Below are 26,221 nucleotides of genomic sequence, written 5' to 3' on the forward strand. Positions count from 1 at the left end.
CCACCGGGTCGCTGACGCCCGTCCCCGACTCGCTCTGCGGGACGTCCGACCACGCTGGCCAGGGGCGCTGCCGTCCCAGTCCGTCCGGGTCCGCGCACGCGCACGGGCCAGCACACCCTAACCGCGGGGGGCACGACTTGGGCGGGAATGTCAGAGGTTGTGCCCGGTGCGCGCGGGCGGGCGCCAGCCGAGGATCGACTCGGTCATCCGGGCCGCGTGCACCGCGCCGGCGACGTCGTGCACGCGCAGGATCCGCGCGCCCTGCAGGATGCAGAACACGTGGGTGGCCGTGGTCCCGGCCAGGAGGCGCTCCTTGGGCAGGTCGAGGGTCTCCTGGATGAAGTCCTTGTTGGAGACCGCCGCCAGCAACGGGTAGCCCAGCGTGGCCAGCTCGCCGAGCCGCCGGGTGATCTCGAGCGAGTGGAAGGTGTTCTTGTTCAGGTCGTGCCCGGGGTCGACGACGATCCGCTCGGGTGCGAGCCCCTGCGCCAGGGCGAGCTGCACCCGGTCGGCGAGGACGCCGCGCACCTCGGTGACGACGTCCTCGTACTGCGGGCTGGGCAGCTTCGTCAGCGGCGCCGCCTTGCTGTGGCACACGATCAGCGTGCCGCCCTGCTCCTGCGCCAGCCGCGCCATCGTCGGGTCGTGCAGGCCGGAGGTGTCGTTGATCGCGTCCGCTCCGGCGCGGAGTGCCTCGCGCGCCACCGCGGCCCGGAACGTGTCGACCGAGATGACCGCGTCGGTGACGCCGCGGGTCGCCTCGACCAGCGGGACGACGCGCTCGACCTCCTCCTGCTCGCTGACCGGCCCGGCGATGGGGGAGAACGGCACCCCGCCGATGTCGACCCAGTCCGCGCCCTGCTCGACCGCTTCCTCGACGCGCCGAAGCGCCGGCCCGAAGTCGAAGGTGGACCCGTTGTCGTAGAAGGAGTCCCGGGTCCGGTTGACGATCGCCATGATCGCGACCTGGCGGCTGAAGTCGAAGGTGCGGGCGCCGATCGTGCGGACCGGCCCGGACGGCCCCAGGTCGGGGACGACGAGGGTCAGGTCCGGCGTGGGGGTGCTCACCGCGTCATTCTGGCTCAGGCGTCGTAGTCGACGACGAGCCGGTCGGATGTCGGGACGGACTGGCAGGCCAGCGCGAAGCCGTCGGCGATCTCGTCGGGCTCGAGCGCGAAGTTGCGGCTCATCTCGACGTCGCCCTCGACGACCTTGATCCGGCACGTGCCGCAGACGCCGCCCTTGCAGGCGAACGGGGCGTCGGCGCGGACCGCAAGGGTCGCATCGAGCACCGAGCCCTCGTCCGGCATCGAGAAGGTGGTGGTGCGGCCGTCCAGGCGGACCGTCACCTGGCAACCGGCGTCCGTGCCCTCGGTGCGCGGTCGGGCCAGCCGCGGGGACTCGCCGTCCACGTGGAACAGCTCGAGGTGGATCGCCGCGTTCTCGACCCCGCGGTCGACCAGGGCGGCCCGGACCTGCTGCACCAGCTCGAACGGCCCGCACAGCAACCAGTCGTCGATGACCTCGGGCGGCACGACGGAGGTGAGCAGCACGTCCAGCTTGGCGTCGTCGATCCGGCCGGTGAGCAGCTCGGCGTCCTGCGGCTCGCGGGAGAGGACGTGCACGAACTGCAGCCGGTCCGGGTAGCGGTCCTTCAGGTCGGCGAGCTCCTCGACGAACATCACGGACCCGCTGTCCCGGTTGCCGTAGACGAGGGTGAACGTGCTCTGCGGCTCCGTCTCGAGCACGGCGGGCAGGATCGACATGACGGGCGTGATCCCGCTACCGGCGACGATCGCCGCGTACGCCTTGCGCTGCGTCGGGTCGAGCGGGACGCCGAACCGACCCGCGGGGGTCATCACGTCCAGGACGTCACCGACCGACAGGCCGGTGCGCGCGTGGCTGGAGAACGCCCCACCCTCCAACGACTTCACAGCCACCTGCAGCAGCCCGGACGACGGCGCCGCGCAGATCGAGTAGCTGCGCCGCACCTCCTCGCCGTCGATGGTGGTGCGCAGGGTCAGGTGCTGGCCCGGGGTGAACCGGTACGCCTCGCGCAGCGCGTCCGGGACGTCGAACGTCAACGTCACGGACGAGTTCGTCAGCTGGCCGATCCCCTTGAGCCGCAACGGGTTGAAGGACGCGTGGGTGCGCGCCGACACCTGCGGCGCAGTGCTGGTGGTGCCGAAGCCCGGCGCGGACTCGCTGGTCATCAGATCGCCTTGAAGTGGTCGAACGGCTCGCGGCAGGACTCGCACCGCCACAACGCCTTGCAGGACGTCGAGCCGAACCGGGTCAGCTCCGTGGTGCGCGTCGACCCGCACTGCGGGCAGGCCACGACGTCCGGGCGCACGCCCAGGGTCAGCGCCACCGGGCCGCCGGGACGGGCGCCCGAGGTCGGGTTGGGGGGTGCGATGCCGTACTCGCGCAGCTTGCGGCGGCCGTCCTCGCTCATCCAGTCCGTGCTCCACGCGGGGGACAGCACGGTGCGCACCCGGACCGTCGGGTGGCCGGCGTCGCGCAGCGCGGTGCAGACGTCGTCCTCGATGGTCTGCATGGCCGGGCAGCCCGAGTAGGTGGGGGTGATCGTGACGTCGACCGAGCCGTCGTCGCGGACCTGTACCTCGCGCAGCACGCCGAGGTCCTCGATGGTGAGCACCGGGACCTCCGGGTCCAGCACCGCGGCCGCGGCGGCGTAGGCGGCGCGCTGGTCGAGGGCTGGGTCGAGCGTGCCGGTCACCACGTCGCCCCCGGGTGCGCGCGGTGCAGGCCCTGCATCTCGTCGAGCAGCTTGGTGAGGGCGGGCGTGTGCTCGCCGCGTCGTCCGCGAGCGGTGTCCGGCGCCTGCACGGGCTCGGTCAGGGTCGCGCGGGTCAGCACGTCCAGAACCGTTGCGTGCCAGTCGTCCTGCAGCGTCGAGGGGTCGACGGCCACGCCGGCGGCGACCAGCTCGGGATCCACCGTGGAGGGGTCGAACAGCTCGGCGACGTACGGCCAGACCAGCTCGAGGCCCGCCTGCATCCGGCGGTGGCTCTCGTCGGTGCCGTCACCGAGCCGCAGCACCCACTCCGCCGCGTGGTCGACGTGGTACGTGACCTCCTTGACGGCCTTGGCCGCAACGCCCGCGATCGTCTCGTCGGCGCTGCCGGCCAGGCCGGTGTACAGCCCGAGCTGGTACGTGGAGAAGGCGAGCAGCCGAGCCATCGTGACGGCGAAGTCGCCGTTGTCGAGCTCGACGAGCCGGACGTTGCGGAACTCGTCGGCGTCGCGCCGGTAGGCCAGCTCGTCCTCACCGCGGCCCTCGCCCTCGAGCGAGCCCGCGTGCTCGAGGAGCGCCCGGCCCTGGCCGAGCAGGTCGAGCCCGATGTTGGCGAGGGCGACGTCCTCCTCGAGCTGTGGGGCGCGGGTGATCCACTGCCCGCAGCGCTGGGCCAGGACCAGGGCGTCGTCCCCCAGCGCCAGGGCGTAGCGGGCGACGTCGGCGTCGGTCGGCACGCTCACAGGTGCTGCACCTCGTCCGGGATGTCGTAGAACGTGGGGTGCCGGTAGACCTTGTCGGCGGCCGGGTCGAAGAAGGAGTCCTTCTCGTCCGGGCTGCTCGCGGTGATCGCCGTGCTCGGCACGACCCAGATGCTGACGCCCTCACCCCGGCGGGTGTAGAGGTCACGGGCGTTGCGCAGGGCCATCTCGGCGTCCGGTGCGTGCAGCGACCCGACGTGCCCGTGCGAGAGCCCACGACGAGCCCGGACGAAGACCTCCCAGAGCGGCCACTCGCGACGGTCGCTCACGCCACGGCCCCCTGCGAGCGGGTGGCCTGCTTGTCGGCGTACGCCATCGCGGCCTCACGGACCCAGGCGCCGTCGTCGTGCGCGCCGACCCGACGCTCGATGCGCTCGGCGTTGCACGGGCCGTTGCCCTTGATGACCTCCATGAACTCGGTCCAGTCGATCTCGCCGAAGCGGTAGTGGCCGGTCTCCTCGTCGAGCTCGAGCTCGGGGTCCGGCAGGGTGAGGCCGAGCACCTGGGCCTGCGGGACGGTCATGTCCACGAAGCGCTGGCGCAGCTCGTCGTTGCTGTGCCGCTTGATGCCCCAGGCCATGGACTGCGCGGAGTTCGGCGACGCGTCGTCCGGGGGCCCGAACATCATCAGGCTCGGCCACCACCAGCGGTTCACCGACTCCTGCGCCATCGCGTGCTGCTCGGGGGTGCCGTGGCTGAGGTGGTGCAGGATCTCGAAGCCCTGCCGCTGGTGGAAGGACTCCTCCTTGCAGATGCGCACCATGGCGCGCGCGTACGGGCCGTAGGAGCAGCGGCAGATGGGCACCTGGTTGACGATCGCGGCGCCGTCCACCAGCCAGCCGATCGAGCCCATGTCGGCCCAGGAGAGCGTGGGGTAGTTGAAGATCGAGGAGTACTTCTGCCGTCCGGTGTGCAGCATGTCGAGCAGCTCGGACCGGTCGATGCCCAGCGTCTCGGCGGCGCTGTACAGGTAGAGGCCGTGGCCCGCCTCGTCCTGCACCTTGGCCATCAGGATCGCCTTGCGGCGCAGGCTCGGAGCCTGGCTGATCCAGTTGCCCTCGGGCTGCATGCCGATGATCTCGGAGTGCGCGTGCTGGGCGATCTGCCGGATCAGGGTCTTGCGGTAGCCCTCGGGCATCCAGTCGCGGGGCTCGATCCGCTGGTCGTCGGCGACGAGCGCGTCGAAGCGCTCCTGCTGCTGGACGTCGTCCATCGTTGACTGCTCCCTCGAAACCGACCGATCGGTCGGTTCCAAGTATGCCCGGCCCGCCCCACCCCCGCAACCACGCGCGCCCACCCCCGCACCATTCGCGCTACACGTGCCTATGGGGCCCTGAAAACCACGTCGAGCGCGAATGGTGCGGGGGAGGCCGGCGATGAGTTGGTGGGGCGGGGGCCGTCTACCGGGGCATGACCGACAACGGAGCGCCTTGCTGGATGGACCTGCGATCTTCTGACACCGACCGGGCCCGGGAGTTCTACGGCCAGCTCTTCGGCTGGACGGCCCACACGACCGGACCCGAGTTCAACGACTACGTGAACTTCACGCTGGACGGCGACCTGGTCGCCGGCCTGGTCGCGAACGACCCCGCGAACGACCAGCCCGACGCCTGGACGACGTACCTGACCGCCTCGCACGCCGGCGCCACCGCGCGGGCGATCGTCGCGGCGGGAGGGCAGGTGCCTTTCGGTCCGCACCCGGTGGGGGAGATCGGCGTGCTGGCGGCAGCGATCGACGTCGCGGGCGCGCCGTTCGGGCTGTGGCAGGACGTCACCGGCAGCCGCGCGTGGGCCCAGGTGCGGCCCGGAGCGGCGAGCTACCACGAGCTGCACACCAACCGGTACGACGAGGTCGTCGCCTTCTACGCCTCGGTGTTCGGTCGCGAACCCAAGACGGTCGGCGACACCGACGAGTTCCGCTACACCCAGCTGCTGGCGGACGACGGCACCCCGGTCGCGGGGATCATGGACTTCTCGTCGTGGTCGCCCGACCTGGCCGAGTGGTTCTGCTACTTCGGCAGCGCGGACGTCGACGCCACCGTCGAGCGGGTCGAGGAGCTCGGCGGCGCGGTGCTCGAGCCGGCGCAGGACACCCCGTACGGCCGGTTGGCCAAGGTCGCCGACCCGACCGGCGCGGTCTTCAAGCTCACCTCGCTACCCGGGTGAGCGCAGGCCGTCGAACGCCTGGAACACCACGGCGTCAGCGAGAGCCGATGCGTCCAGCGCCGAGGACGCCTTCGGGTCGTACCACTCGACCAGCGAGTTGACCATGCCGAACAGCAGCCGCGAGACCAGCCCGGGGTCGACGTCCGCGCGCACGTCGCCCTCGACCGCCGCCTGGGCGACGAGGGCGGCGACGACGTGGTCGAACTCGCGCCGCCGGTCCAGCGCCCAGCGTTCGGTCTCGGAGTTCCCGCGCACCCGCAGCAGCAGCGTGACGTAGGGCAGCCGGTCCACGAGCACCTCGACCTCGCGCCGCACCACGTGCTCGAGCCGGTCGATCGCCCGCCCCGCAACGGACTCCGGCTCCTCGATGACCGCGAACAGCGGCTCGACGGCCCGGTCCAGCGCGAGCCGCAGCAGCTGCTCCTTGGACTCCACGTGGTGGTACAGCGAGGACTTCGACAGCCCGGCAGCCGCGGCCAGGTCGCCCATGCTGGTGCCGTCGAAGCCGCGCTCGGTGTAGACGCGGACGGCGACCTCGAGCAGCGACTCGAGGTCGTGGCGGCGCCGGGTCACCGGCTCACCCCGGGTAGAGGCCGCGAGCACGGGCGGCGACCCGGGTGAGGCCGAGCAGGGCGTCCGTGGAGGGCGTGGGGACGTCGACGGCCTGGCCGAGCTCGCGGACCGCGCTCACCAGGGCGTCCAGCTCGATGGACCGGCCGGCCTCGGCGTCCTGCAGCATCGACGTGCGCATCGGCCCCATCGAGCGGGTGATCTCGAGCCGCTGGTCGACGTCCTGCTCGACCGGGGTGCCGATCCGCGCGCCGATCTCGCGGGCCTCCAGCATCACCGCGCGCAGGAAGCCGACCACCAGCTCGTCCGCGACGATCTTGTCCATCGTGGTACCGGTCAGCACCGAGATCGGGTTCATCGTCATGTTGCCCCAGAGCTTGAACCAGACGTCGGTCTGGATGCGGTCCGAGGTGGTGATGTCGAAGCCGGCGGCCGTCAGCAGGCCGGCGACGTGGTCGAGCCGCTCGGTCCGCGCGCCGGACGGTTCACCCAGGATGAGCGAGTGCTTGGTGCCGTGCACGGTGACCCCGGGCGCGGACGTGCTCGCGCTGAGGTGCACGACGCAGCCCACCACGGACGTCGCGGGCAGCGAGGCTGCGATCGCGCCGTCCGGGTCGACACTGGTCAGCCGGCGGCCGTCCACCGGGCCACCCAGGCCCTCGCAGAACCACCACGGCACCCCGTTCATCGCGGGCAGCACGACGGTGTGCGGGCCGATCAGCCCGGACAGCCGCGGCGCCAGCTCGGTGAGCGACTGCGCCTTCACGGCGAGGACGACGACGTCGGGCTGGCCGAGGTCCTCGGGGTCGTTGCTCGCCACGACCGGGCCGCTGATCAGGTCGCCGCCCTCGTGCAGCTGCCACCCGTTGTCCTGCAACGCTTCCAGCGTCGCACCACGGGCCAGCGCGGACGTCGTCGTGCCGGCTGCCGCCAGGCGCGCACCGATCATGCCGCCCACCGCCCCGGCGCCGACGACGCAGACCTCGGCCGGGGCTCTCGTCGTTCCGCTCACCAGGGGAGGCTATCTCCCAGGCTCGGCTGACGCCGTCGACCGCGGGCTGCCCCGAGGATCTCGGACCGACCAGGCGTCCGACCGCACCCGGTGACCACGATCAACACGGCGCCGGCACCCTGCTGGACTAGCGAGGGTGTCCGCCCGCCTCAGAGGTCTCGGATGGGTCCGTCCGGTCGATGAACCGCAGGTGCGGCGGCACGTACTGCTCGATCAGTGCCTGCGCTCGATGACCGTCCTTGAACCAGACCGGGTCGAACGGAACGTGTCCACCGTCGTACGAGAGGACGTCAAGCGACTCGCCGTCCTGCTCGTAGGCGAGGCCAACGACGTCGTCCCAGAGCACAGTGTTCGGTCCCTCGGGGTCGGTCACCGTGATGCCTCGCTCGCCGATGATCGCTCGAGTGCCGCGGGGGACGCCGAATCGGAACCCCGCCAGGTGGCTGCGGCCGAAGCTCGTGCCCTCGACCACATCAGCGCTGTCGTTGGACCGGACCGGCGGAACCACACCGGCTAGCTCCGTATCAGCGGGCATTCCCACGACGAGCGTGGTCTCAACCCGCCGCAGCACCGATCGGCAGTCCTCGGCCGTCAACGCGTCCCTCAGGGCGAGCCGTGCACTGACGTCGACGATCTGCCGGCCGCGCAGGTGTGCTGCGGCGCACTCGGAGAGCGACTCGGAGAGGCCGCGCGGATCCTGAAGGTGCTGGTGCGCAGCTTCGCGGTCTGCCGCGAGCTCCTCCGATGTTGGCCCCCGGTCGGCGAGGTCGCGCAAGATCCGGAGCAGCCCGTCGCGCACGTCGCACGCGTGCGCCGCAGGCGGGTCCGCACGAAAGCAGGCAATGGCGTCATCGGACGGCCCGACGATCTGGAAGTCGACGTCGTACAGCCAGCCACGCTGGTGCCGGAGCTCATCCTCCGCTCGCTCGAGGGCGATGCGCAGCACCGTGAGAGCAGCCTCGCGCTCGGCTGGCTCCTGAGCCACGAGCCCGAACGAGACACTGACCTCGGGGCCCTCGCTCTCGAACGTCCAGGGTGCGGTGGCCAGCGGGACGTCGATGGGCACCGGAAGCAACCGCCCGGGCGGGAGCGCCAGGTCGAAGTCGGCGGGTGGCTCGCTCGTCAGCACGAGGACACAGTTCTGCTGGGTGAAACCGGAGGCGGCGTAGTCGCGCACCTGCTCCGGCTCGACCTGGTCCAGGGCGGGCGGGCTCACGAGCGCCAGCCCGACGCCGCGCAGACCGTAGCGGTGAAACAGGTGCTCGGCGATGCTCGGGTGCATCGTCGATCCACCCTCGGCCTCCAGGACCTTGACTTCGGTCTCGAGCCGCTGCAGCGGCAGGGCCATCAATGACGCGCACACGTCCGTGACGAAGCCGAGCACCTGCTCCTTGGTGCCGGTGGCGGTGAACTCGGTCATCGTGAGATCCACCGAGGCGTTGTGCTCGAACCGACGACGCTTCAGGCCGCCCATAGCCAGGTGTTCCACGAGATGAGTCAACCCGGCGTTGCGGAAGGTCTCGTCGCGGACGCCGACTCGAAACAGGAGGCTAGCCGTGACGGGGCCGGGGGCTTGCGCCCAGAACACCGGCACACCGCTGGGGAGCAAGGTCAGGTGCACGATTGCATAGCGTAGCGGCGGGTTGCTCTGTGTGCACACGCTTGATGGGACAGCCATCCGGGCGGCTAGGGGCCGCCGAGCAGCCCGTAGCTCACGATGCGAGCCCCGTCCTTGGCGTACAGGCCGGTCGGCAAGCCCGACGTCTCGTAGGCGTACAGCTCCGCGCCGCCCGGGTCGTGGCCCACCAGGTGCACCCCCGCCGGCAAGGTCGTGAGCGTCTCGCCGACCGTGTAGCTGCGCTGCTGCACCATGATCTTCTCCGGGATGGCCCGCGGCTGCAGCCGCCACTCCCAGGTCCGGTCGTGCACCCAGACCAGCCGCAGCGCGAGGCAGCAGACGAGCACCGAAAGCAGGGTCAGCGCGAGCGGCTTGCGGTACCGCCACACCACGGTCATGGCGGGAGTGTGCCAGGCCAACCGGTCAGCCGGTGGTGACCACGTCCGAGAGCAGGCTGCTGACGGACTCGCCGCGGTTGATCCGGCCGATGGCGTCGGCGAACAGCGGTGCGATGGAGCGCACCTCGAGGTTGGGCAACCCGTAGTGGTCGCCCTGCGGCACCGTGTTGGTGGTGACGATCTCGGCGATGTCCTTGCGGGCCGAGAGTCGCTCGATGGCCTTGCCGGTGAACAGCCCGTGCGTGCAGGCCAGAGACACCTTGCGGACGCCGTGCGCCTTCAGCACGTCGAGCAGCTCGCACACCGACCCGCCGGTGGCGATCTCGTCGTCCAGCACGATCACGTCCTTGCCGTCGACGTCCCCGACGATCGCGTCGATCACGACCGTGTCGTCGGCCAGCCGCTGCTTGCTGCCGGCCGCGACCGGGACGCCCAGCAGCCGCGCGAAGCGGGTCGCCGGCTTGGCGTTGCCCAGGTCCGGCGAGACGACGACCGTGTTCGACAGGTCGGTCTGCTTGTAGTGCATGGCGATCTCGTCGATGGCCGACAGGTGGTCGACGGGCACCGAGAAGAAGCCGTGCACCTGCGGCGCGTGCAGCGCCATCGTGAGCACCCGGTCGGCGCCCGCGGTCGCGATCAGGTCCGCCACCAGCCGGCCGCCGATCGAGATGCGCGGCGCGTCCTTCTTGTCCGAGCGGGCGTACGCGTAGTGCGGGATCACGGCGGTGATCTGCGCGGCGGAGGCCCCGCGGGCGGCGTCCAGCATGAGCAGGAGCTCGACCAGGTTGTCCTGCACCGGGGTGACCAGCGGCTGCACGATGTACACGTCGCGCTGGCGGCAGTTCTCGCGCAGCTGGACCTGGATGCAGTCGTTGCTGAACCGGGTGATGTTCGTGGGGGCGAGGTCGACGCCGAGATCGGAGCAGATCTCCTCGGCGAGCTCGACGTGGGCGCTACCGGTGAAGACGACGATGTCGCCCATGCCGCTCCTCGCGGGTCGGGTGCTGATCAGGCCGCCCTCAGACTATGCGCTGCCCGATCGGTCGCCGACCTCCGGCGTCGCCGTCTGAGCAGCGGACCGCGGCCGGGCCCGCACGTGCGCCCGCTCGCCCTGCGGACCGAACAGGCTCAGGAACTCCGTCGGACGACGGTCCGCGCTGCCGAACCAGTGCGGCGTCCGGGTGTCGAACTCGGCCGCCTCACCGGCCTTGAGCACCAGGTCGTGCTCACCCAGGACCACCCGTAGGCGACCCGAGAGCACGTACAGCCACTCGTAGCCCTCGTGGGTGCGCAGGGCCGGCTCGGCGTCCGAGGTGCTCGCCGCGATCAGGTGCTTGAACGCCTGCAGCCCGCCGGGGTTGTTGCTCAGCGGCACGATCGTCTGGCCACCGCGGGTCACCGGCCGGCCGTGCACCCGCGGGTCGTCGGTCTGCGGGGCCCCGACCAGCTCGTCCAAGGGCACCCGGTGCGCGGCCGCCAGCGGCAGCAGCAGCTCGAGCGTCGGTTTGCGACCCCCCGACTCGAGCCGGGACAGCGTGCTCACCGAGATGCCGGTCCGCTCGGACAGTGCGGCGAGGGTCAGTCCACCGTCCTGGCGCAGCGCGCGCAGGCGTGGGCCGACCCCGCGCAGGACGTCATCGTTGCTGGTCGTCACCCAGCCAGTATCGGGTGGCTCGGCGCGCCTGCGACCTGGTAGACACGTCGCCCGTGACCGACACCCGCATCGACCCCCCACTCGTCGGCCCGGAACGTGAGTCGCTGCGCGCGTGGCTGGACTGGCACCGCGGCACCCTCGAGCACAAGTGCGCCGGGCTGACCGACGAGCAGCTTCGACTCCAGGCGGCCGTCCCGTCCCGACTGTCGCTGCTCGGGCTCGTGCGGCACCTGGCCGAGGTGGAGCGCACCTGGTTCCGCCGGGTCTTCGCCGGCGAGGCCGTGCCGCTGGTCTGGTCCGCGGACGGGGACTTCCAGGCCGCCTACGACGCCACCGACGCCTCGGTGGACGAGGCGTGGGCGGCCTGGCGTTCCGAGGTCTCGCGCGCCCGAGAGATCGAGGCCGCAGCCGAGTCGTTGGACGTCACCGGGCACCAGGCCAAGTGGGGCGAGGACGTCTCGCTGCGCTGGATCCTCGTGCACATGATCGAGGAGTACGCCCGGCACAACGGCCACGCGGACATCGTCCGGGAGGCGGTCGACGGGGTCACCGGCGAGTAGGGCAGCGTCGGCCCGCCGCCTCAGGATCCGGCCGAGGTGGTCGATATGTCGTCGTGACCACCGGTTCCTGGCTGAGTAGCCGACCGCGCAACGCCCCACCGCGCCGCACGCACCCGGTCGGCCCGCTGTTCGGCACGTATCGGATGCGCCACCTGGTGCTGTACTACCGCGTCGGGGTGTTCGCCGTGCTGGGCATCGTGGCGTCGGGTTGGTGGGCGGCCTGGACGAACATCGACGTCAATCGTGAGTCCGGGCTCCCGGCCACGACCGGCCTGCCCGGCATCGTCCTGGTGACCGCCGTGATGCTGCTCGTGGTGTGGCCGGCTCTCTGGCTGGCGACCGTCCGTCGCCGGCTGGACGTCGACGACGCAGGTGTTGTCACGGTGGGCTACGTCGGTCGTCGAGCCATCCCCTGGCACGAGATCCGACGGTTCGACAACAGCAGTGGACTGGTCGTGGAGACGACTACCGGGCCTGTCCGCGTCGACGCGTTTCCCTCCGCGTCCTTCGACGGCGCTCGCTACCGGCGCGTCGAGGTCGACCCCTTGACGGAGCAGCTCAACCGGCACGTCGGCCAGTTCCTCGTCGCGGCCGGAACGCCGCCGTCGGTCGACTCGGCCTCCGCAGCCGGACCCACGAGGGCGGTCCTGCTCGCCTCGATGGTGACCACGGCACTCATCCCAGGCCTCGTACATCTGGTCGGAGAGCTCTGGACCCGCCGACACTGACGCAGATCGACACCCGTGACAACTCGGTCGATCTGCGTCCGGCCGACGGCTACGGCGTGAGCAGGGTCTTGATCGCCGTGCGCTCGTCCATCGCCCGGTAGGCGTCGGCGACGTCGGCCAGGGCGAAGGTCGCGTCGAAGACCTTGCCCGGGTCGATCGCGCCGGACAGCACGTCCGTCAGGAGGTCGGGGATGTACCCACGCACCGGCGCGACGCCGCCACCCACGGAGATGTTGGACGAGAACAGCTTCCCGATCGGCAGCTCGGAGCCACCAGCCGGCACGCCCACGTAGCCGATCCGTCCGCCGGGCCGAGTCGAGCCGATGGCCTGCGCCATGGACTCCTTGGTGCCCACGCACTCCAGGACGGCGTCGGCGCCGACCCCGCCGGTGAGCTCCTTGATCCGCTCGACACCCTCGTCCCCGCGCTCGGCGACGATGACGTCGGCGCCGAACTGGCGCGCCACGGCCTGCCGGTCCGCGTGCCGGGACATCGCGATGACGCGCTCCGCGCCCAGCCGTCGCGCGGCGAGCACCCCGCACAGCCCGACCGCGCCGTCCCCGACGACCACGACGGTCTGCCCCGGCCCCACCCCGGCGGACACCGCGGCATGGTGCCCGGTACCCATCACGTCGGACAGTGTGAGCAGCGACGGGACCAGCGCGTCGTCCGGCACCTCGGGGGTCGCCACGAGCGTGCCGTCGGCCATCGGCGCTCGCACGTACTCGCCCTGGCCGCCGTCCACCAGGAAGCCGTTCTTGTCCTGGCTGCCCCACCACTGGCCGTGCACGCACGAGGTGTGGATCCCGTTGCGGCAGTGCGGGCACGTCCCGTCACTGAGCGCGAACGGCGCGATCACGAAGTCACCGGCCTTCACCGTCCGGACGTCCGCGCCGACCTCCTCGACGATGCCCACGAGCTCGTGACCGATCCGGGTGGGCTCCTTCACCGGGCGGACCCCGCGGTAGGGCCACAGGTCGGAACCGCACACGCAGCTGGCGACGACGCGGATGAGCGCATCGCCGGGCAGCTGGATCTGGGGGTCGGGAACGTCCTCGAGGCGGATGTCACGGGAGCCGTGGATCAGGGTTGCGCGCATGCGCCCACCCTGCCACGCACGGTCAGGAGCGGGTGATCCGGTACGTCGTGGTGACGTAGGGGACGTCGACGACGTCGCGCCCCGCGGTGTCGGGGTCGGTCGCGAGCAGGTCGCGGACGGCGGCGTAGACGTCCGCGGCGTCGGGGCGCAGCCGCACGAACGAGATGGTGCTGATCAGGCCCACGACCTCGTCGGGTGTCTGCGGCACCGAGTGCTCGAAGCGCGCGCCCTCGACCGCGGGCAGCACCGACGCGACCTCCTCGAGCGGGTCCGCGCGGTCGTCGCGTCCGATCAGCTCGTTGAGCGCGGCGACCCAGGGCACCCGGACGTCCCGGAAGTTCCACAGGAGTCCGATCACGCCGCCCGGACGCAGCACCCGGGTGAACTCGGCGGCCGCCGCGGGCTTGTCGAACCAGTGCCACGCCTGACCGACGGTGACCGCGTCGACGCTGGCGTCGGCGAGCGGCAACGACTCCGCGGTCGCGAGCTGCCGGGGGACCTGGGGCAACGCCCGCTCCAGCTCGGTGAGCATCCCGGCGTCGGGCTCGAACGCCGTCACGTGCTCGGCCAGGGTCACCAGAGCGCGGGTCAGTGCCCCCGTGCCGGCCCCGACGTCCGCGACGTCGACGACCGGGTGGGTGGCGCCGTCGAACACCCAGCGCACCGCTTCGGCTGGGAACCCGGGGCGGAAGCGTGCGTAGTCCTGGGCCGCGGCGCCGAACGAGAGCTTGCGGTCGTCGAACGACGGTCGCGCGGCCACGGTCAGCCCGCGACCACGGGCGCACCGGTGGCCCGCTGGAGCTGCTCCAGGCTCACGCCGTCCGCGAGCTCGACGAGCTGGAAGTGGTCGCCGGCCACGTCGAGCACGCCGAGGTCCGTGATGATCCGGTCGACGACGCCCTTGCCGGTCAGCGGCAGGTCGCACTCGCCGAGCAGCTTGTGGCTGCCGTCCTTGGCCACGTGCTCCATCAGGACGACAACCTTCTTGGCGCCGTGCACGAGGTCCATGGCCCCGCCCATGCCCTTGACCATCTTGCCGGGGATCATCCAGTTGGCGATGTCACCCGACGTCGAGACCTGCATGGCGCCGAGCACGGCCGCGTCGATCTTGCCGCCGCGGATCATGCCGAAGCTGAGGGCGGAGTCGAAGTACGACGACCCGGCCTGCACGGTCACGGTCTCCTTGCCGGCGTTGATCAGGTCGGGGTCGACGGCGTCCTCGGTCGGGTAGGCGCCGACGCCGAGGATGCCGTTCTCCGACTGGAGCACGACGTGCACGCCGTCCGGCAGGTGGTTCGGGATCAGGGTGGGCAGACCGATGCCGAGGTTCACGTAGGAACCGTCGGTCAGCTCGCGGGCCGCCCGGGCGGCCATCTGCTCGCGGTTCAGCGGCACGTCAGGCCTCCTGGTTCGGGACGGGCTCGGTCGCGGCGCGGACGGTGCGCTTCTCGATCCGCTTGTCGGCGGCCTGCTCGGGCGTGAGGGCGACGACGCGCCGGACGTAGACCCCGGGCAGCTGGACGTCGTCCGGGTCGATCTCGCCCGGCTCGACGAGCCGTTCGACCTCCGCGATCGTGATCCGGCCGGCCATCGCGACGACCGGGTTGAAGTTGCGGGCGGACTCGTGGAAGACGAGGTTGCCGTGCCGGTCGCCGACTGCGGCGCGCACGAGGGCGAAGTCGGTGACGATCGACTCCTCCAGGACGAACTCGCGCGTCTGGCCGTGCACGGTGAACTCGCGGACCTCCTTGGCCGGCGACGCCTTCGCGATCCCGCCGGTGGAGTCGTAGCGCCAGGGCAGGCCGCCCTCGGCGATCTGGGTGCCGACGCCGGTTGGGGTGAAGAACGCGGCGATGCCCGCCCCACCCGCCCGCAGCTTCTCGGCGAGCGTGCCCTGCGGCGTGAGCTCGACCTCGAGCTCGCCGGCCAGGTACTGGCGGGCGAACTCCTTGTTCTCCCCGACGTAGGACGCCGTCACCCGGCTGATCCGGCCGGCCCCCAGCAGCACGCCCAGCCCGACGCCGTCCACCCCACAGTTGTTGGACACCACCGACAGGTCCGTGGCGCCCTGCGCGTGCAGGGCGTCGACGAGCACCGACGGGATGCCGCACAGGCCGAAGCCGCCGACGGCCAGGCTGGCGCCGTCCCTGATGTCGGCCACGGCCTGTTCGGCGCTGGCTACGACCTTGTCCACGTCGCTACTCCTCGTCGTTGAGGTCCTGCAGGTCCGGTGGCGTCACCCTAACTGCCACCGGACCTGCCAGCGACGAGCGGGTTCAGCCGAGGATCTTGCGGATCACGAAGGCCTGCCGGACGGCGGCCGCCGCGTTGGCGCCGTACATCACGCGGGCGGTCTGCACGGTGTGCTGGGCGGCAGCGGCGAAGGTGGTGGTCGGCGAGATCCCGAACTGCGACTCGATGATCACCTTGTTCGCCTTGGTGCGGCCGAGCGCGTTGTGGATGTCCCAGAGGGCCCGCGACCAGATCTCACCGTCGTCGTGCACCTCGCCGTCGATGTCGTCCGTGGTCTTCGGCCCGTCGACCCGACGCAGGCAGTGCGAGGGGCCGTCGGTGTAGGACGTCGCGTCCCAGTCCATGACGCACGGCACGTCGAAGCCCTTGCCGACCGGCTCCGACATGGTGACGGCCCAGTAGTCGCCGAAGGCCTCGCCGATCGCGCCGCCCTCCTCGCTCTCGCCGAAGCCGGGCACCTGGTCGTCCTGGATCGCGTGGCCGAGCTCGTGCCAGACGACCTCCTGGTCCTCGGCGTCGTCCACCCCGCCGTTGCCGAACGTGATCATGTCGGTCGACGGGTCGTAGAAGGAGTTGTCGTCCGGGATCGTGTTCGTCTCGACCTTCTGCGGCTCGGCGTTGACGTCCGTGAAGCCGAGGCTGCGCAGGTACAGCTGGGCCTGGGTGATGTCGTAGTAGGCGCTGACCTGCTCGAACCCTTCGGCGTGCCGCTTGAAGGTGAAGGTGCGGGTCGGCGACGTCACCGCGTCGGCGTTCATGATCCGCGCGTAGGCGCCCTGCAGCTTCCCGCTGGTGTCGAGGTTGGTGAGCTTCACCTTCCGGTACGCCCTCGCCGGGACGGCCGCGTTCGAGTCGTCCTGGTCGGTGAGGTTCTCGTCGTGCAGGCCGGCCACGGGGTTCGGCGAGAAGACGCTGCCCGTGCCGCTGGCGTGCTTGACCAGGCTGCGCTGCGACAGGACCTTGCCGGTGCTCGCGTCCACGACCGACTGCATGCTGCCGGCGGTGCCCGTACCGGTGACCTGCCAGACCAGCCGGGCGCCGGCGCCGCCGAGCACCGCCAGGGTGGTCCGCTGGGACGTCGTGGGGCTGAGCTGGGCCGGGCTGTCCTTCGCCGGACCTGACCGGCGCGTGGCCTGCGCCTTCGCGGCGGCCGTGGCCAGCGAGGTCTTCGCGGTGCCGGCGGCGGCGGCCGCGGCCACCGTCGGGGTGGTGGACAGGGAGGTCGGCACGGCCAGCCGCCCGTCGTCCACGGTCACCCGACCGGCCTTGTCGGTGTGCTTGGCGTAGTAGCCGTTCAGCACTGGCAGGCCGTGGAACGTCTGGGCGTACCAGGTGTGCGTCCCCAGCAGCGAGTGCCGGGTCTGGACGCGGACCAGCTCACCCCGGGTCGTCGGTGTCGTCGTCTTCGAGGTCTTCGAGGTCGTCGAGGCCGACGACGACGGTGCCGCCTGAGCGACAGGCGAGATCAGCATCGCGGTGGTCAGCGCTGCGGCGCCCACCCCGGCGATCGTGCGGTATCGGTGCATGTCCACCCTCCCCTGGGGCGCCGCCGGCCGGTCCGGGACGCCGTGGCGCCGGCTTCGCGCCAGCGTCGAGAGCGAACCTAGCGCTCGGTGCCGACAAAGGCTCGGGGCAATTCTGCCGAAATACCTCAGGCGTGCAGGACGACTGCGATGCCCTGGCCGACCCCGATGCACAGCGCGGCCAGGCCCCAGCCGCCGCCGCGGGCGCGCAGGCTGTGCGCCAGGTGGCCGAGGACCCGGCCGCCGGACGCGCCGAGCGGGTGGCCGATCGCGATCGCGCCCCCGTGCGGGTTCACGACCTCGGGGTCGAGGCCGTCCCACGCGGCCAGGCAGGCCAGCGACTGGGCGGCGAACGCCTCGTTGAGCTCGACCTGGGCGAGGTCCGCCCACCCGATGCCGGCGCGCTCCAGCGCCGTGTTCGCCGCCTGCACCGGACCGATGCCGAACACGTCCGGGTCGACGCCGCTGACGCCGGACGAGACGACCCGCGCGATCGGGTCGCGCCCGACCCGCTCGGCCCCAGCGGCGGAGCCGAGGAGCACCGCGCTGGCTCCGTCGTTCAGCGGTGAGGAGTTGCCGGCCGTGACGGTGCCGTCGGTGCGGAAGACCGGCTTGAGACCGGCCAGCTTCTGCGGGGTCGAGCCGGCGCGGATCGACTCGTCCCGCTCCAGGTCGGTGCCGGGCACGGGGACGACCTCGGCGTCGTACGCGCCGCTGGCCCAGGCCTCGTCGGCGAGCCGGTGGCTGCGGGCGGCGAACTCGTCCTGCGCCTCGCGCCCGATCCCCTTGAGCTCGGCGAGGTGCTCGGTGGACTCACCCAGGGAGACGGTCCAGGCCGACGGCATCTCGGGGTTGACCATCCGCCAGCCCAGCGTCGTCGAGTGCAGCGTCTCGTGGCCGCGCGGGTACGGAGTGGCCGGCTTGGTCAGCACCCAGGGCGCGCGGCTCATCGACTCGACACCGCCGGCGACGACGACGTCCGCGTCACCGACGGCCACGGCCCGGCGGCCCTGGATGGCCGCCTCGAGTCCGCTGCCGCACAGCCGGTTCACGGTCGCGCCGGGTACGGAGGTCGGCCAGCCCGCCAGCAGCACGGCCATGCGCGCGACGTCGCGGTTGTCCTCCCCGGCGCCGTTCGCCAGACCCAGCAGGACGTCGTCCACGTCGGCGGGGTCCAGGCCCGGGCTGCGCTCACCGAGCGAGCGCAGCACGTGTGCCGCCAGGTCGTCCGGACGGACGTCGGCCAGCGCGCCGCCGTAGCGGCCGAACGGGGTGCGTACGGCGTCGAGGACGTAGACGTCGTTGAGGGTCTGGGTCACGCGTTCGACCCGCGAGCGGCCATGTTCTGCAGCCGGACCTGCCCGCGCGCGATCAGCCGGTCACCGGCGTCCCGGGTCTCCACGACCCACACCTGCTGGGAGCGCCCGCGGTGCAGCGGGGTGCCGGTCGTCGTCATCTCCCCGTCGCTGACGGCGCGGAAGAAGTCGGTCTGGTTGGAGACGCCGACGACGTAGCCCTGGTCGCCGAACCACACGGTCGCCGCGACGCTGGCCACGGTCTCGTGGATCCAGGCGTGGATGCCGCCGTGCAGGATGCCGTGCGGCTGGTGCACGGCGGGCACCACGTTCCAGCGTGCCCGCATGCTGTCACCGGTCAGCTCGTCGACCGTGAACCCGATCGTGTCGCCGACAATGCCGAAGGCGCCGTCGGGGAACTGGTCAGCGACCGAGTCGGCGATGGACGACATGGGACCTCCCGGGGTGACGATCTCTGGCCGCCCCGAGCATGCCACCCGGGGGTCAGCCGGTCGTGGGCAGGCCCGCGGCGCGCCAGGCCAGGAAGCCGCCCTCGACGTCCGTGGCCCGGTGCAGCCCGAGCTCGACCAGCGCTGCCGCAGCCAGGCTGGACGTGTACCCCTCCGAGCACAGCACGAGGATGCGGACGTCGTACCCGACCGCCTGCGGCAGGCGCGCGTCGCTGGTGGGGTCCAGGCGCCACTCGAGCACGTTCCGCTCGATGACGAGGGCGCCGGGCACCTCACCCTCGATCAGCCGCTGGGCGGCCGGCCGGATGTCGACCAGCAGGGCGCCGTCCACGTGCTCGGCGGCGGCCTGCGCCGGCGTGACCCGCCGGATCTGGGTGCGGGCGCGGGCCAGCACCTGGTCGATCGTGAGGGCGGTGGGCGGCCCCGGTGGCCGGGTGGCGACCGCGGTGCTCATGCCTGGAGCTCGGGCTCGCTCGACCAGACCGTGCGGGACTCGACCAACGAGCCCTGCTCGTCGATGTCGTAGAAGCGCATGCGCTCCAGGCGCGGGCCGTAGGCGTGGATGCTGACGGCCGGCTTGACCAGGTCGTTGCGCACGTCGTGCACGATGCCCGGCTCGACGACCCGGACCGCGGGAGCGTGCAGGGTGGTCGACCAGACGCCGAGGACGTCGTCCGCGCGCACCTCGGTGAGGGCGCCCTCGACGACTGCGAAGGCCGCGGAGGAGTCGCCGTGGTCGTGCAGGTCGGTGGCCTGCGACGGCAGCCAGGTGAGCAGCCACACGTCGACGCCCTCCGGACCGGGCAGGCGGGCCCAGTAGCGCTCGGCGGTGAACTTGATCTTCGGTCGCCAGAGGTGGGGCTGGCTGGCGACGCGGCGGACGACCAGGGCGAGGTCGTGCGTCGTCCACTCGGACTGAGCGGGACGAGGGGTGGCGATGAGAGTCATGGTGAGGCTTTCGAGGCGGCCGCCTCGCATCGTGCGGGCGGCGGGGGCTGGGGGTCGTCAGGCGAGAGCGAGACGACACGCAGCACTGCACAGCCGCATGAGGTCGACGTGCCGACGCACGACCAGACCTCGCTGCTGCTGTACCTCAGCCATGAGACCGAGAGTGACGGCGGTCCAGGCCTGTGTCAACACTTGGGCACCCGCTGTCCACCATCCGGACAGCCGTCTACGGGAGGGGGTGGAGGAGCGGGGCGGCGAGCCAGGCGTCCGGGATGCCGAAGCCGTCGACGAGGTCGAGGGCGTCCGGACGGAGCTGAGCGCAGGCGGTGTTGACCAGGCCGGTCACCGTGCGGCTGCGCGCCGCGGTCAGCCGGCCGTGCTCGACGTACCAGGCGCGCTCCTGCTCGAGCCCGTGCAGCAGGTGCACCGTGCACAGCCGGTCGAGCAGCGCGCGGGCGGCGGGGTCGGGGCACTCGTCGACGCCGCGGGCGAACGACTCCGCCACCACCCGCTCGACGTGCGCGCGGGCGGCCAGCAGCACGTGATCCTGGGCGTCGTTGAACACGGCGAACAGGTCGGCACCCGGCTTGGCGGCGGCGCGCATCCGGCGGGCGAGGCCGCCCAGCACGTGCTGCTCGCGATCGGCCAGCAGCCGCAGCAGCACCGCCCGGTCGAGCAGGTTGCCCTCCTCCGGACGGCGCGGCCGGGCGTCGGCCAGGCGCATGCCCCAGGTGCGGGCCGACGTCCGCTCCGCGACGGTCGAGGCGACCTGCCGGGCCACGAACCGCAACGTGCCCAACGCGTCCAGGTCGCCGAAGGCGTCGCGGTAGCTGGTCAGCAGACCCTTCGCGACGAGCTGAAGCAGCACTACGTTGTCGCCCTCGAACGTGGTGAACACGTCCGTGTCCGCCTTGAGCGAGGGCAGCCGGTTCTCCGCCAGGTAGCCCGCCCCGCCGCAGGCCTCGCGGCACTCCTGGATCGTGCGGGTCGCGTGCCAGGTGCTCATCACCTTCACCCCCGCGGCCAGCGCCTCGAGCTCGCGCTGACGGTGCTCGTCCGGCGGGGTGTCGGACAGCAGCGCGGACTGCACGTCGTGCATCAGCGACACGAGGTCGTTCTGCGCGTAGGCGAGGGCGTAGGACGTCGCCAGCGCGGGCAGCAGGCGACGCTGGTGGGTGCGGTAGTCGAGCAGGCAGACCTCGTCGTCCGATCCCGGCGCGGCGAACTGGGTGCGGACGTCGGCGTACCGGATCGCGATGGACAGCGCCGTGCGCGTCGCCGCGCCCGCACCGCCGGCGACACTGATCCGACCGCGCACCAACGTGCCGAGCATCGTGAAGAACCGTCGGGTCGGGTTCTCGATCGGGCTCGTGTAGGAGCCGTCGGGGCCGATGTCGCCGTACCGGTTGAGCAGGTTGGTGCGCGGCACCCGCACCTGGTCGAAGGTGAGCCGGCCGTTGTCGACGCCGTTCAAGCCCATCTTGGGCCCGCAGTCCTCGATGGTGATGCCGGGCAGGGCGGCGCCGGTGTCGTCGCGCAACGGCACCAGCACACCGTGCACGCCGTGCCGCAGCGGCTCGTCCGGCGTCCCGGTGACGAGCTGGGCGAACACGACTGCCATCCGGGCGTCCCGGGCTGCACCGCCGATGTAGTCCTTGCGCGCGCTCGCGGTCGGCGTGTGCACGACGATCTCGTCGGACGTCGGGTCGTACGTCGCGGTGGTGCCCAGGGACTGCACGTCGCTGCCGTGACCGGTCTCGGTCATCGCGAAACAGCCGGGCAGCTCGAGCGAGATGATCTGTGGCAGAACGGTCTCGTGGTGTCGCGTGGTGCCGAGGTTGGTCACGGCGCCGCCGAACAGCCCCCAGTGGACGCCGGCCTTGACCAGCAGTGACAGGTCCGTGTGGCCGAGCATCTCGAACGCGGTCACCGAGGCGCCGATGTCGTCGCTCCCACCTGCGACAGCGGGGAACCCGGCGCGGGCGTACTGGCTGCCGGCCAGCATCCGCATCTGCTCGTTGACCCGGTCGCGCTGCGCCTCGATGCTCAGCGACGGGTCCGGCAGCAGGAGCTCGGCGTCGAACTCCTTGCGGGTGTGCTCGCGCACGTGGGCCCACCGGCCACCGAGGCTCGCGCGCAGGGCGGTGACGAGGTCGGTGCTGGTCATGCGTCCTCCGGGAGGTCGAGGACGGCGGTCAGCCCGCCGCCGATCAGGGTGCTGAGCTGACGGGTCAGCTCGTTGCGGGACAGGGGCTCTGGCGAGGCGAGCCAGTGGTCGGCGGCGGCGCGCACGAGTCCGACGACGCCGTGCGCCAGGGCTCCGGCGGCGGCCGGGTCGCGCCCGCTGCCGGTGAGGCCGGCGGCGATCAGCGCGGCGAGGTCGTTGCCGATCCGACTCGTCAGCCCGCTCACCGGGTCGTCGCCGACCGGCCGGTCGAGGAGCGGGTGGGCGACGACGAACCGGTACACCTCGGGGTCGCGCTCGACCAGGGCGAGGTAGGAGTCGACGGCCGAGCGGACCACCTCGTCCGACCGGGCGAGCTCGGGACTGGTGTCGGCGGCCCCGAGGGCCCGCTGCAGGTCGCCGGCGACGAGGCGGTCGACGGACTCCACGACGGCCAGGTACAGCCCGGCCTTGTCGCCGAAGTGCCGGTACAGCACGGTCTTGCTGGTGCCGGCCTCGGCGGCGATCTCGTCCATCCCGACGCCGGCGCCGTGCCGGCGCACCGCCCGCAGGGTGGCCTCGACGAGCTCAGCCCGGCGGGCGAGGCGGTGCTCGGCCCAGCGGGTGTCGCGACCGTCGGGTCGGCTGCTGCGGGAAGAGCTCATGAAGGGAAAGTATCAGGTACGGTAAGTTCCTGCTACTGTCGGTATCGAGTGATCAGCCCACCCGCGAACGAGGAGCCGTCCCCATGGCAACTGCCCGCCGAGCCGCCGTCGTGGGCGGCAACCGCATCCCGTTCGCCCGCAGCGGCGGGCCCTACGCGCAGGTCGGCAACCAGGACATGCTGACCGCGGCCCTCGACGGCCTCGTGGCTCGCTTCGGCCTGGCGGACGAGCAGGTCGGTGAGGTCGCCGCGGGGGCGGTGCTGAAGCTGAGCCGCGACTACAACCTGACCCGCGAGTCCGTGCTCGGTTCCCGGCTCTCGCCCTGGACGCCCGCCTACGACGTCCAGCAGGCGTGCGGCACCGGGCTGGAGGCGACGATCCTGGTCGCCAACAAGATCGCGCTCGGCCAGGTCGAGTCCGGCATCGCGGGCGGCGTGGACAGCGCCAGCGACGCCCCCATCGCCGTCAACGAGGGCCTGCGCCAGACCCTGCTCGAGCTGAACCGCGCGCGCACCCTCGGCCAGCGGGCGAAGGCCGTGTCGCACCTGCGGCCCGGGCACGTCCTGCCGGAGATCCCCCGCAACACCGAGCCGCGCACCGGCCTGTCCATGGGCGACCACATGGCCATCACGGCCGCTGAGTGGGGCGTTAGCCGGGAGGCGCAGGACGCGCTCGCCGCCGCGAGTCACCGCAACCTGGCCGCCGCGTACGACCGCGGCTTCCAGGACGACCTGGTCACCGCCTACCTCGGCCAGACCCGGGACCAGAACCTGCGCCCGGACTCCAGCGTCGAGAAGCTGGCGAAGCTGAAGCCCGTGTTCGGCGACGGCCCGGACGCGACGATGACCGCCGGCAACTCGACCCCGCTGTCGGACGGCGCGAGCGCGGTGCTGCTGGCCAGCGACGAGTGGGCGGCGGAGCACCGCCTCCCCGTGCTGGCGCACGTGGTGGATGCACAGACCGCCGCCGTGGACTACGTGCACGGCGGCGAGGGACTGCTGATGGCCCCGGCGTACGCGGTCGCGCGGCTGCTGCAGCGCCAAGGCCTGACGCTGCAGGACTTCGACTACTACGAGATCCACGAGGCGTTCGCGTCCACGGTGCTCGCCACGCTCGCGGCGTGGGAGAGCGACACGTTCTGCCGCGAACGGCTGGGACTGTACGGCGCGCTCGGCCCGATCGACCGGGACCGGCTCAACGTCAACGGCTCGTCGCTGGCGGCCGGGCACCCGTTCGCCGCCACCGGCGCCCGGATCGTCGCCGGGCTCGCCAAGCAGCTGCACGAGAAGGGTTCTGGCCGCGGGCTGATCTCGATCTGCGCCGCCGGCGGCCAGGGCGTCGTCGCGATCCTGGAGGCAGCGTGACCACCGACCGGTACACCGGCTTCGTCAGCAGCGGCTTCGGCAAGACGCTGAGCCGCCGGCTCGGCCTGCCGCAGCCCGTCGAGCTGCGCCGGTTCGAGCCCGAGCAGCCGCTGTTGGACGGCCCGATCGGCCTGTGGGGCAACGACCAGCCGCTGGACGTCGTCACCGACCTGATCCGGGCCGAAGGCATCGAGGACGCCTCGGACGGGGACGCCCGGCTCGGCGCGATCGTGTACGACGCCTGTGGGGCATCGGATCCGGCGTCCCTCGACGTGTTCCCGGCGAGGATTGGGCCGGCCCTGAAGCGGCTGCGCCCCAGCGGGCGCGTGGTCGTGCTCGGTCGGCCGCCCGAGTCGATCGACGACCCGGCCCGGGCCGCCGCCCAGCGTGCGCTCGAAGGTGTCGTCCGCTCCATCGGCAAGGAGCTCCGCGCCGGCGCCACCGCCAACCTCGTGCTCGTCGAACCCGGCGCCGAGGCTCGCGCCGAGTCCGCCCTGCGGTTCCTGCTCTCGTCCCGATCGGCGTACGTCGACGGCCAGGTGGTCCGGGTCGGGCCGGCCGTGCTGCCCAGCACGGACTGGCAGAAACCGTTGCAGGGCAAGGTCGCCGTGGTCACGGGCGCCGCCCGCGGTATCGGCGCGGCCATCGCCGACGTGCTGGCCCGCGACGGTGCCACCGTGGTCGCGGTCGACGTCCCGGCGGCCGGCGAGGCGCTGGCCGCCGTGGCCAACCGGGTCGGCGGTACCGCGCTGCAGGTCGACGTGACCGCGCCGGACGCCGGACGCCGGATCGCCGACCACGCCCACGGCCGCCACGGGGGGCTGGACGTCATGATCCACAACGCCGGCATCACGCGGGACAAGCTGCTGGTCAACACCGACGTCGAGCGCTGGAACAGCGTGCTCGCGGTGAACCTGGAGTCCCAGCTGCGGATCGACGACGTGCTGCTGGCCGAGGGCGGCCTCGCTGACGGCGGTCGCGTCGTCTGCCTGTCGTCCACCAGCGGGCTGGCCGGGAACCGCGGCCAGGCCAACTACGCCGCCAGCAAGGCCGGCGTGGTCGGGATGGTGCAGGCCCGGGCCCGTCAGGTCGCGGAGCGGGGGATCACGTACAACGCCGTCGCTCCCGGCTTCATCGAGACCGTGCTGACCGCGCGGATCCCGCTGGCCACCCGCGAGGTCGGACGGCGGATCAACAGCCTCAGCCAGGGCGGCCTGCCGGTCGACGTCGCCGAGACCGTCGCGTGGTTCGCCCAGCCGGGCAGCGCCGGGGTCACCGGTCAGGTGCTGCGGGTGTGCGGGCAGAGCCAGCTGGGCGCCTGAGCCGATGCAGACCATCACCGTGGACGACGACCCGAGCCTGCTCGCCCTGACCGCACGCGGTGCGCTGCGCAGGGCCCGGGGCGACGCGCTGCCCGACGTCGAGCTGGCGCGATCTGACGTGCGCGCCTCGGGCGCCTCGCTCGCCGCCTACTCACGGGTCTGCGGCTTCACGGTGGACGGCCGGCTGCCCACGACCTACCTGCACGTGCTGACGTTTCCGCTGCAGACCGCGCTGATGGGACGGCCGGACTTCCCCCTCGCCCTGCCCGGACTGGTGCACGTCGAGAACCGGCTCGAGCTGCGTCGTCCGGTCGGCGTCGACGAAGCGCTGCAGCTGGCCGTCCGGGCCGCCGACCTGCGCCCCCACTCGCGCGGGCGGCAGGTCGACCTGCTCAGTGAGGCACGGGTCGACGGCGAGCTCGTCTGGCGGGGCCGCAGTACCTACCTGGCCAAGCAGGCGACGTCCCCGCCCTCCCAGCCCGCCCAGCACAGGGCGCGGTCGACGTCCGCGATGACCGGCCCCCCGGACGCCCGCTGGCGGCTGCCCGCCGACCTGGGACGCCGGTACGCCGCGGTCAGTGGCGATCACAACCCGATCCACCTGAACCCGCTGGCGGCCAAGGCGTTCGGCTTTCCCCGGACCATCACGCACGGCATGTGGAGCGTCGCGCGATGCGTGTCCTCCCTGGCCGGGTGGGGTCCGGCAACTGGGGTGGTGGAGGTCGAGTTTCGCCGTCCGGTGCTGCTGCCCTCGACGGTCGAGCTGCGCACGACGGCAGCCGACGGCGGGTGGGACCTGCAGCTGAGCTCGCGCCACCGCCACGGCGCCGAGCCGACCGAGCACCTGCGGTGCACCGTCCGTCCCGGGTGACGGGTCGAAGTACGAGACAGAG

Annotated in this window: 29 protein-coding genes; 6 read left to right on the plus strand and 23 right to left on the minus strand. The window is 72.1% G+C overall.

Features of this window, described 5'->3' with window-relative positions; all coding sequences use genetic code 11:
* Positions 1-150: 150 nt before the first annotated feature.
* From folP to paaA, 6 genes are read right to left on the minus strand one after another with little or no spacing between them, the layout of a single operon-like run.
* Positions 151-1,068, minus strand: coding sequence for a dihydropteroate synthase (gene folP, locus ABEB17_RS08135; protein WP_378227015.1), 918 nt, complete (start codon positions 1,066-1,068; stop codon positions 151-153).
* A gap of 14 nt (positions 1,069-1,082) precedes the next feature.
* A complete protein-coding gene (paaE, locus tag ABEB17_RS08140; RefSeq protein WP_345716179.1) occupies positions 1,083-2,213 on the minus strand; it encodes a 1,2-phenylacetyl-CoA epoxidase subunit PaaE in 1,131 nt (376 codons plus the stop codon).
* On the minus strand, positions 2,213-2,743 hold the full coding sequence (gene paaD, locus ABEB17_RS08145; RefSeq protein WP_345716180.1) for a 1,2-phenylacetyl-CoA epoxidase subunit PaaD: 531 nt from the start codon (positions 2,741-2,743) through the stop codon (positions 2,213-2,215). Before paaD ends, paaE begins: the two co-directional genes overlap by 1 nt.
* Complete coding sequence (paaC, locus tag ABEB17_RS08150) at positions 2,737-3,501, minus strand: 1,2-phenylacetyl-CoA epoxidase subunit PaaC (RefSeq protein ID WP_345716181.1); 765 nt, start codon at positions 3,499-3,501, stop codon at positions 2,737-2,739. The genes paaD and paaC overlap by 7 nt, the downstream gene beginning before the upstream one ends.
* Entirely contained in the window at positions 3,498-3,788 is a 291-nt protein-coding gene (paaB, locus tag ABEB17_RS08155) for a 1,2-phenylacetyl-CoA epoxidase subunit PaaB (protein WP_345716182.1), read from the minus strand. The genes paaC and paaB overlap by 4 nt, the downstream gene beginning before the upstream one ends.
* The gene (gene paaA / locus ABEB17_RS08160; RefSeq protein WP_345716183.1) at positions 3,785-4,732 is read right to left on the minus strand and encodes a 1,2-phenylacetyl-CoA epoxidase subunit PaaA; all 948 of its coding nucleotides are present in this window, start codon (positions 4,730-4,732) and stop codon (positions 3,785-3,787) included. Before paaA ends, paaB begins: the two co-directional genes overlap by 4 nt.
* Positions 4,733-4,956: 224 nt before the next feature.
* Here paaA and ABEB17_RS08165 point away from each other — a divergent pair, with 224 nt between their 5' ends.
* A complete protein-coding gene (locus tag ABEB17_RS08165) occupies positions 4,957-5,685 on the plus strand; it encodes a VOC family protein (RefSeq protein WP_345716184.1) in 729 nt (242 codons plus the stop codon).
* On the opposite strand, the gene ABEB17_RS08170 is transcribed toward ABEB17_RS08165, so the two are convergent.
* From ABEB17_RS08170 to ABEB17_RS08195, 6 genes are all read right to left on the minus strand, one after another.
* Complete coding sequence (locus tag ABEB17_RS08170; protein ID WP_345716185.1) at positions 5,674-6,258, minus strand: TetR/AcrR family transcriptional regulator; 585 nt, start codon at positions 6,256-6,258, stop codon at positions 5,674-5,676. The two genes, ABEB17_RS08165 and ABEB17_RS08170, sit on opposite strands and share 12 nt — an antisense overlap.
* Positions 6,259-6,262: 4 nt before the next feature.
* Positions 6,263-7,267 carry a 2-dehydropantoate 2-reductase gene (locus ABEB17_RS08175; RefSeq protein ID WP_345716186.1) on the minus strand — a complete coding sequence of 335 codons (1,005 nt, stop codon included), beginning with the start codon at positions 7,265-7,267 and terminating at the stop codon, positions 6,263-6,265.
* Between the two features lie 127 nt (positions 7,268-7,394).
* A complete protein-coding gene (locus tag ABEB17_RS08180; protein ID WP_345716187.1) occupies positions 7,395-8,756 on the minus strand; it encodes a peptidase M16 family protein in 1,362 nt (453 codons plus the stop codon).
* A 197-nt stretch (positions 8,757-8,953) separates the two neighbouring features.
* Positions 8,954-9,283, minus strand: coding sequence for a hypothetical protein (locus ABEB17_RS08185; RefSeq protein ID WP_345716188.1), 330 nt, complete (start codon positions 9,281-9,283; stop codon positions 8,954-8,956).
* Between the two features lie 25 nt (positions 9,284-9,308).
* The gene (locus tag ABEB17_RS08190; protein ID WP_345716189.1) at positions 9,309-10,265 is read right to left on the minus strand and encodes a ribose-phosphate diphosphokinase; all 957 of its coding nucleotides are present in this window, start codon (positions 10,263-10,265) and stop codon (positions 9,309-9,311) included.
* A 42-nt stretch (positions 10,266-10,307) separates the two neighbouring features.
* Entirely contained in the window at positions 10,308-10,937 is a 630-nt protein-coding gene (locus ABEB17_RS08195) for a helix-turn-helix domain-containing protein (protein ID WP_345716190.1), read from the minus strand.
* 53 nt (positions 10,938-10,990) lie between these two features.
* Between ABEB17_RS08195 and ABEB17_RS08200 the strand changes: the two genes are divergently transcribed.
* Both ABEB17_RS08200 and ABEB17_RS08205 read left to right on the plus strand, forming a co-directional pair.
* Entirely contained in the window at positions 10,991-11,497 is a 507-nt protein-coding gene (locus tag ABEB17_RS08200) for a DinB family protein (protein WP_345716191.1), read from the plus strand.
* A gap of 53 nt (positions 11,498-11,550) precedes the next feature.
* On the plus strand, positions 11,551-12,225 hold the full coding sequence (locus tag ABEB17_RS08205; protein WP_345716192.1) for a hypothetical protein: 675 nt from the start codon (positions 11,551-11,553) through the stop codon (positions 12,223-12,225).
* A gap of 49 nt (positions 12,226-12,274) precedes the next feature.
* Here ABEB17_RS08205 and ABEB17_RS08210 read toward each other — a convergent pair whose 3' ends face one another.
* The 11 genes from ABEB17_RS08210 to ABEB17_RS08260 form a co-directional block, all read right to left on the minus strand.
* On the minus strand, positions 12,275-13,324 hold the full coding sequence (locus ABEB17_RS08210; protein ID WP_345716193.1) for a zinc-dependent alcohol dehydrogenase family protein: 1,050 nt from the start codon (positions 13,322-13,324) through the stop codon (positions 12,275-12,277).
* A 22-nt stretch (positions 13,325-13,346) separates the two neighbouring features.
* On the minus strand, positions 13,347-14,084 hold the full coding sequence (locus tag ABEB17_RS08215) for a class I SAM-dependent methyltransferase (protein ID WP_345716194.1): 738 nt from the start codon (positions 14,082-14,084) through the stop codon (positions 13,347-13,349).
* 2 nt (positions 14,085-14,086) lie between these two features.
* Positions 14,087-14,719: a 3-oxoacid CoA-transferase subunit B gene (locus ABEB17_RS08220; RefSeq protein WP_345716195.1), complete on the minus strand. Its 633-nt coding sequence runs from the start codon at positions 14,717-14,719 to the stop codon at positions 14,087-14,089.
* 1 nt (position 14,720) lies between these two features.
* A complete protein-coding gene (locus tag ABEB17_RS08225) occupies positions 14,721-15,518 on the minus strand; it encodes a CoA transferase subunit A (RefSeq protein ID WP_345716196.1) in 798 nt (265 codons plus the stop codon).
* An 82-nt stretch (positions 15,519-15,600) separates the two neighbouring features.
* The gene (locus ABEB17_RS08230; RefSeq protein ID WP_345716197.1) at positions 15,601-17,103 is read right to left on the minus strand and encodes a M4 family metallopeptidase; all 1,503 of its coding nucleotides are present in this window, start codon (positions 17,101-17,103) and stop codon (positions 15,601-15,603) included.
* 125 nt (positions 17,104-17,228) lie between these two features.
* The gene (locus ABEB17_RS08235; protein ID WP_345716198.1) at positions 17,229-18,419 is read right to left on the minus strand and encodes a thiolase family protein; all 1,191 of its coding nucleotides are present in this window, start codon (positions 18,417-18,419) and stop codon (positions 17,229-17,231) included.
* Complete coding sequence (locus tag ABEB17_RS08240) at positions 18,416-18,847, minus strand: PaaI family thioesterase (protein ID WP_345716199.1); 432 nt, start codon at positions 18,845-18,847, stop codon at positions 18,416-18,418. The genes ABEB17_RS08235 and ABEB17_RS08240 overlap by 4 nt, the downstream gene beginning before the upstream one ends.
* A 52-nt stretch (positions 18,848-18,899) precedes the next feature.
* The gene (locus tag ABEB17_RS08245) at positions 18,900-19,319 is read right to left on the minus strand and encodes a rhodanese-like domain-containing protein (RefSeq protein ID WP_345716200.1); all 420 of its coding nucleotides are present in this window, start codon (positions 19,317-19,319) and stop codon (positions 18,900-18,902) included.
* The gene (locus tag ABEB17_RS08250; protein ID WP_345716201.1) at positions 19,316-19,813 is read right to left on the minus strand and encodes a cysteine dioxygenase; all 498 of its coding nucleotides are present in this window, start codon (positions 19,811-19,813) and stop codon (positions 19,316-19,318) included. The genes ABEB17_RS08245 and ABEB17_RS08250 overlap by 4 nt, the downstream gene beginning before the upstream one ends.
* 226 nt (positions 19,814-20,039) lie before the next feature.
* On the minus strand, positions 20,040-21,980 hold the full coding sequence (locus ABEB17_RS08255; RefSeq protein ID WP_345716202.1) for an acyl-CoA dehydrogenase family protein: 1,941 nt from the start codon (positions 21,978-21,980) through the stop codon (positions 20,040-20,042).
* Complete coding sequence (locus tag ABEB17_RS08260; protein WP_345716203.1) at positions 21,977-22,642, minus strand: TetR/AcrR family transcriptional regulator; 666 nt, start codon at positions 22,640-22,642, stop codon at positions 21,977-21,979. The genes ABEB17_RS08255 and ABEB17_RS08260 overlap by 4 nt, the downstream gene beginning before the upstream one ends.
* Before the next feature lie 83 nt (positions 22,643-22,725).
* Here ABEB17_RS08260 and ABEB17_RS08265 point away from each other — a divergent pair, with 83 nt between their 5' ends.
* Genes ABEB17_RS08265 through ABEB17_RS08275 form a run of 3 tightly spaced genes read left to right on the plus strand, consistent with a single transcriptional unit; the run spans position 22,726 to position 26,199 of the window.
* Positions 22,726-24,006, plus strand: a complete 1,281-nt coding sequence (locus tag ABEB17_RS08265) for an acetyl-CoA C-acetyltransferase (RefSeq protein ID WP_345716204.1) — start codon at positions 22,726-22,728, stop codon at positions 24,004-24,006.
* Entirely contained in the window at positions 24,003-25,328 is a 1,326-nt protein-coding gene (locus ABEB17_RS08270) for a 3-oxoacyl-ACP reductase (RefSeq protein WP_345716205.1), read from the plus strand. Before ABEB17_RS08265 ends, ABEB17_RS08270 begins: the two co-directional genes overlap by 4 nt.
* Positions 25,329-25,332: 4 nt before the next feature.
* Positions 25,333-26,199, plus strand: coding sequence for a MaoC family dehydratase (locus ABEB17_RS08275; RefSeq protein WP_345716206.1), 867 nt, complete (start codon positions 25,333-25,335; stop codon positions 26,197-26,199).
* The last annotated feature ends 22 nt before the right edge of the window (positions 26,200-26,221 follow it).

This window comes from Angustibacter luteus, assembly GCF_039541115.1.
Lineage (GTDB): Bacteria > Actinomycetota > Actinomycetes > Actinomycetales > Angustibacteraceae > Angustibacter > Angustibacter luteus.

Coding starts and splice junctions, on each gene's coding strand:
- ABEB17_RS08185 (WP_345716188.1), bottom strand. CDS start 9,283: ATGACCGTGGTGTGGCGGTACCGCAAGCCGCTCGCGCTGACCCTGCTT.
- ABEB17_RS08240 (WP_345716199.1), bottom strand. CDS start 18,847: ATGTCGTCCATCGCCGACTCGGTCGCTGACCAGTTCCCCGACGGCGCC.
- ABEB17_RS08190 (WP_345716189.1), bottom strand. CDS start 10,265: ATGGGCGACATCGTCGTCTTCACCGGTAGCGCCCACGTCGAGCTCGCC.
- ABEB17_RS08165 (WP_345716184.1), top strand. CDS start 4,957: ATGGACCTGCGATCTTCTGACACCGACCGGGCCCGGGAGTTCTACGGC.
- ABEB17_RS08250 (WP_345716201.1), bottom strand. CDS start 19,813: ATGACTCTCATCGCCACCCCTCGTCCCGCTCAGTCCGAGTGGACGACG.
- ABEB17_RS08255 (WP_345716202.1), bottom strand. CDS start 21,980: ATGACCAGCACCGACCTCGTCACCGCCCTGCGCGCGAGCCTCGGTGGC.
- ABEB17_RS08210 (WP_345716193.1), bottom strand. CDS start 13,324: ATGCGCGCAACCCTGATCCACGGCTCCCGTGACATCCGCCTCGAGGAC.
- ABEB17_RS08245 (WP_345716200.1), bottom strand. CDS start 19,319: ATGAGCACCGCGGTCGCCACCCGGCCACCGGGGCCGCCCACCGCCCTC.
- ABEB17_RS08275 (WP_345716206.1), top strand. CDS start 25,333: ATGCAGACCATCACCGTGGACGACGACCCGAGCCTGCTCGCCCTGACC.
- ABEB17_RS08260 (WP_345716203.1), bottom strand. CDS start 22,642: ATGAGCTCTTCCCGCAGCAGCCGACCCGACGGTCGCGACACCCGCTGG.
- paaE (WP_345716179.1), bottom strand. CDS start 2,213: ATGACCAGCGAGTCCGCGCCGGGCTTCGGCACCACCAGCACTGCGCCG.
- ABEB17_RS08265 (WP_345716204.1), top strand. CDS start 22,726: ATGGCAACTGCCCGCCGAGCCGCCGTCGTGGGCGGCAACCGCATCCCG.
- ABEB17_RS08230 (WP_345716197.1), bottom strand. CDS start 17,103: ATGCACCGATACCGCACGATCGCCGGGGTGGGCGCCGCAGCGCTGACC.
- paaA (WP_345716183.1), bottom strand. CDS start 4,732: ATGGACGACGTCCAGCAGCAGGAGCGCTTCGACGCGCTCGTCGCCGAC.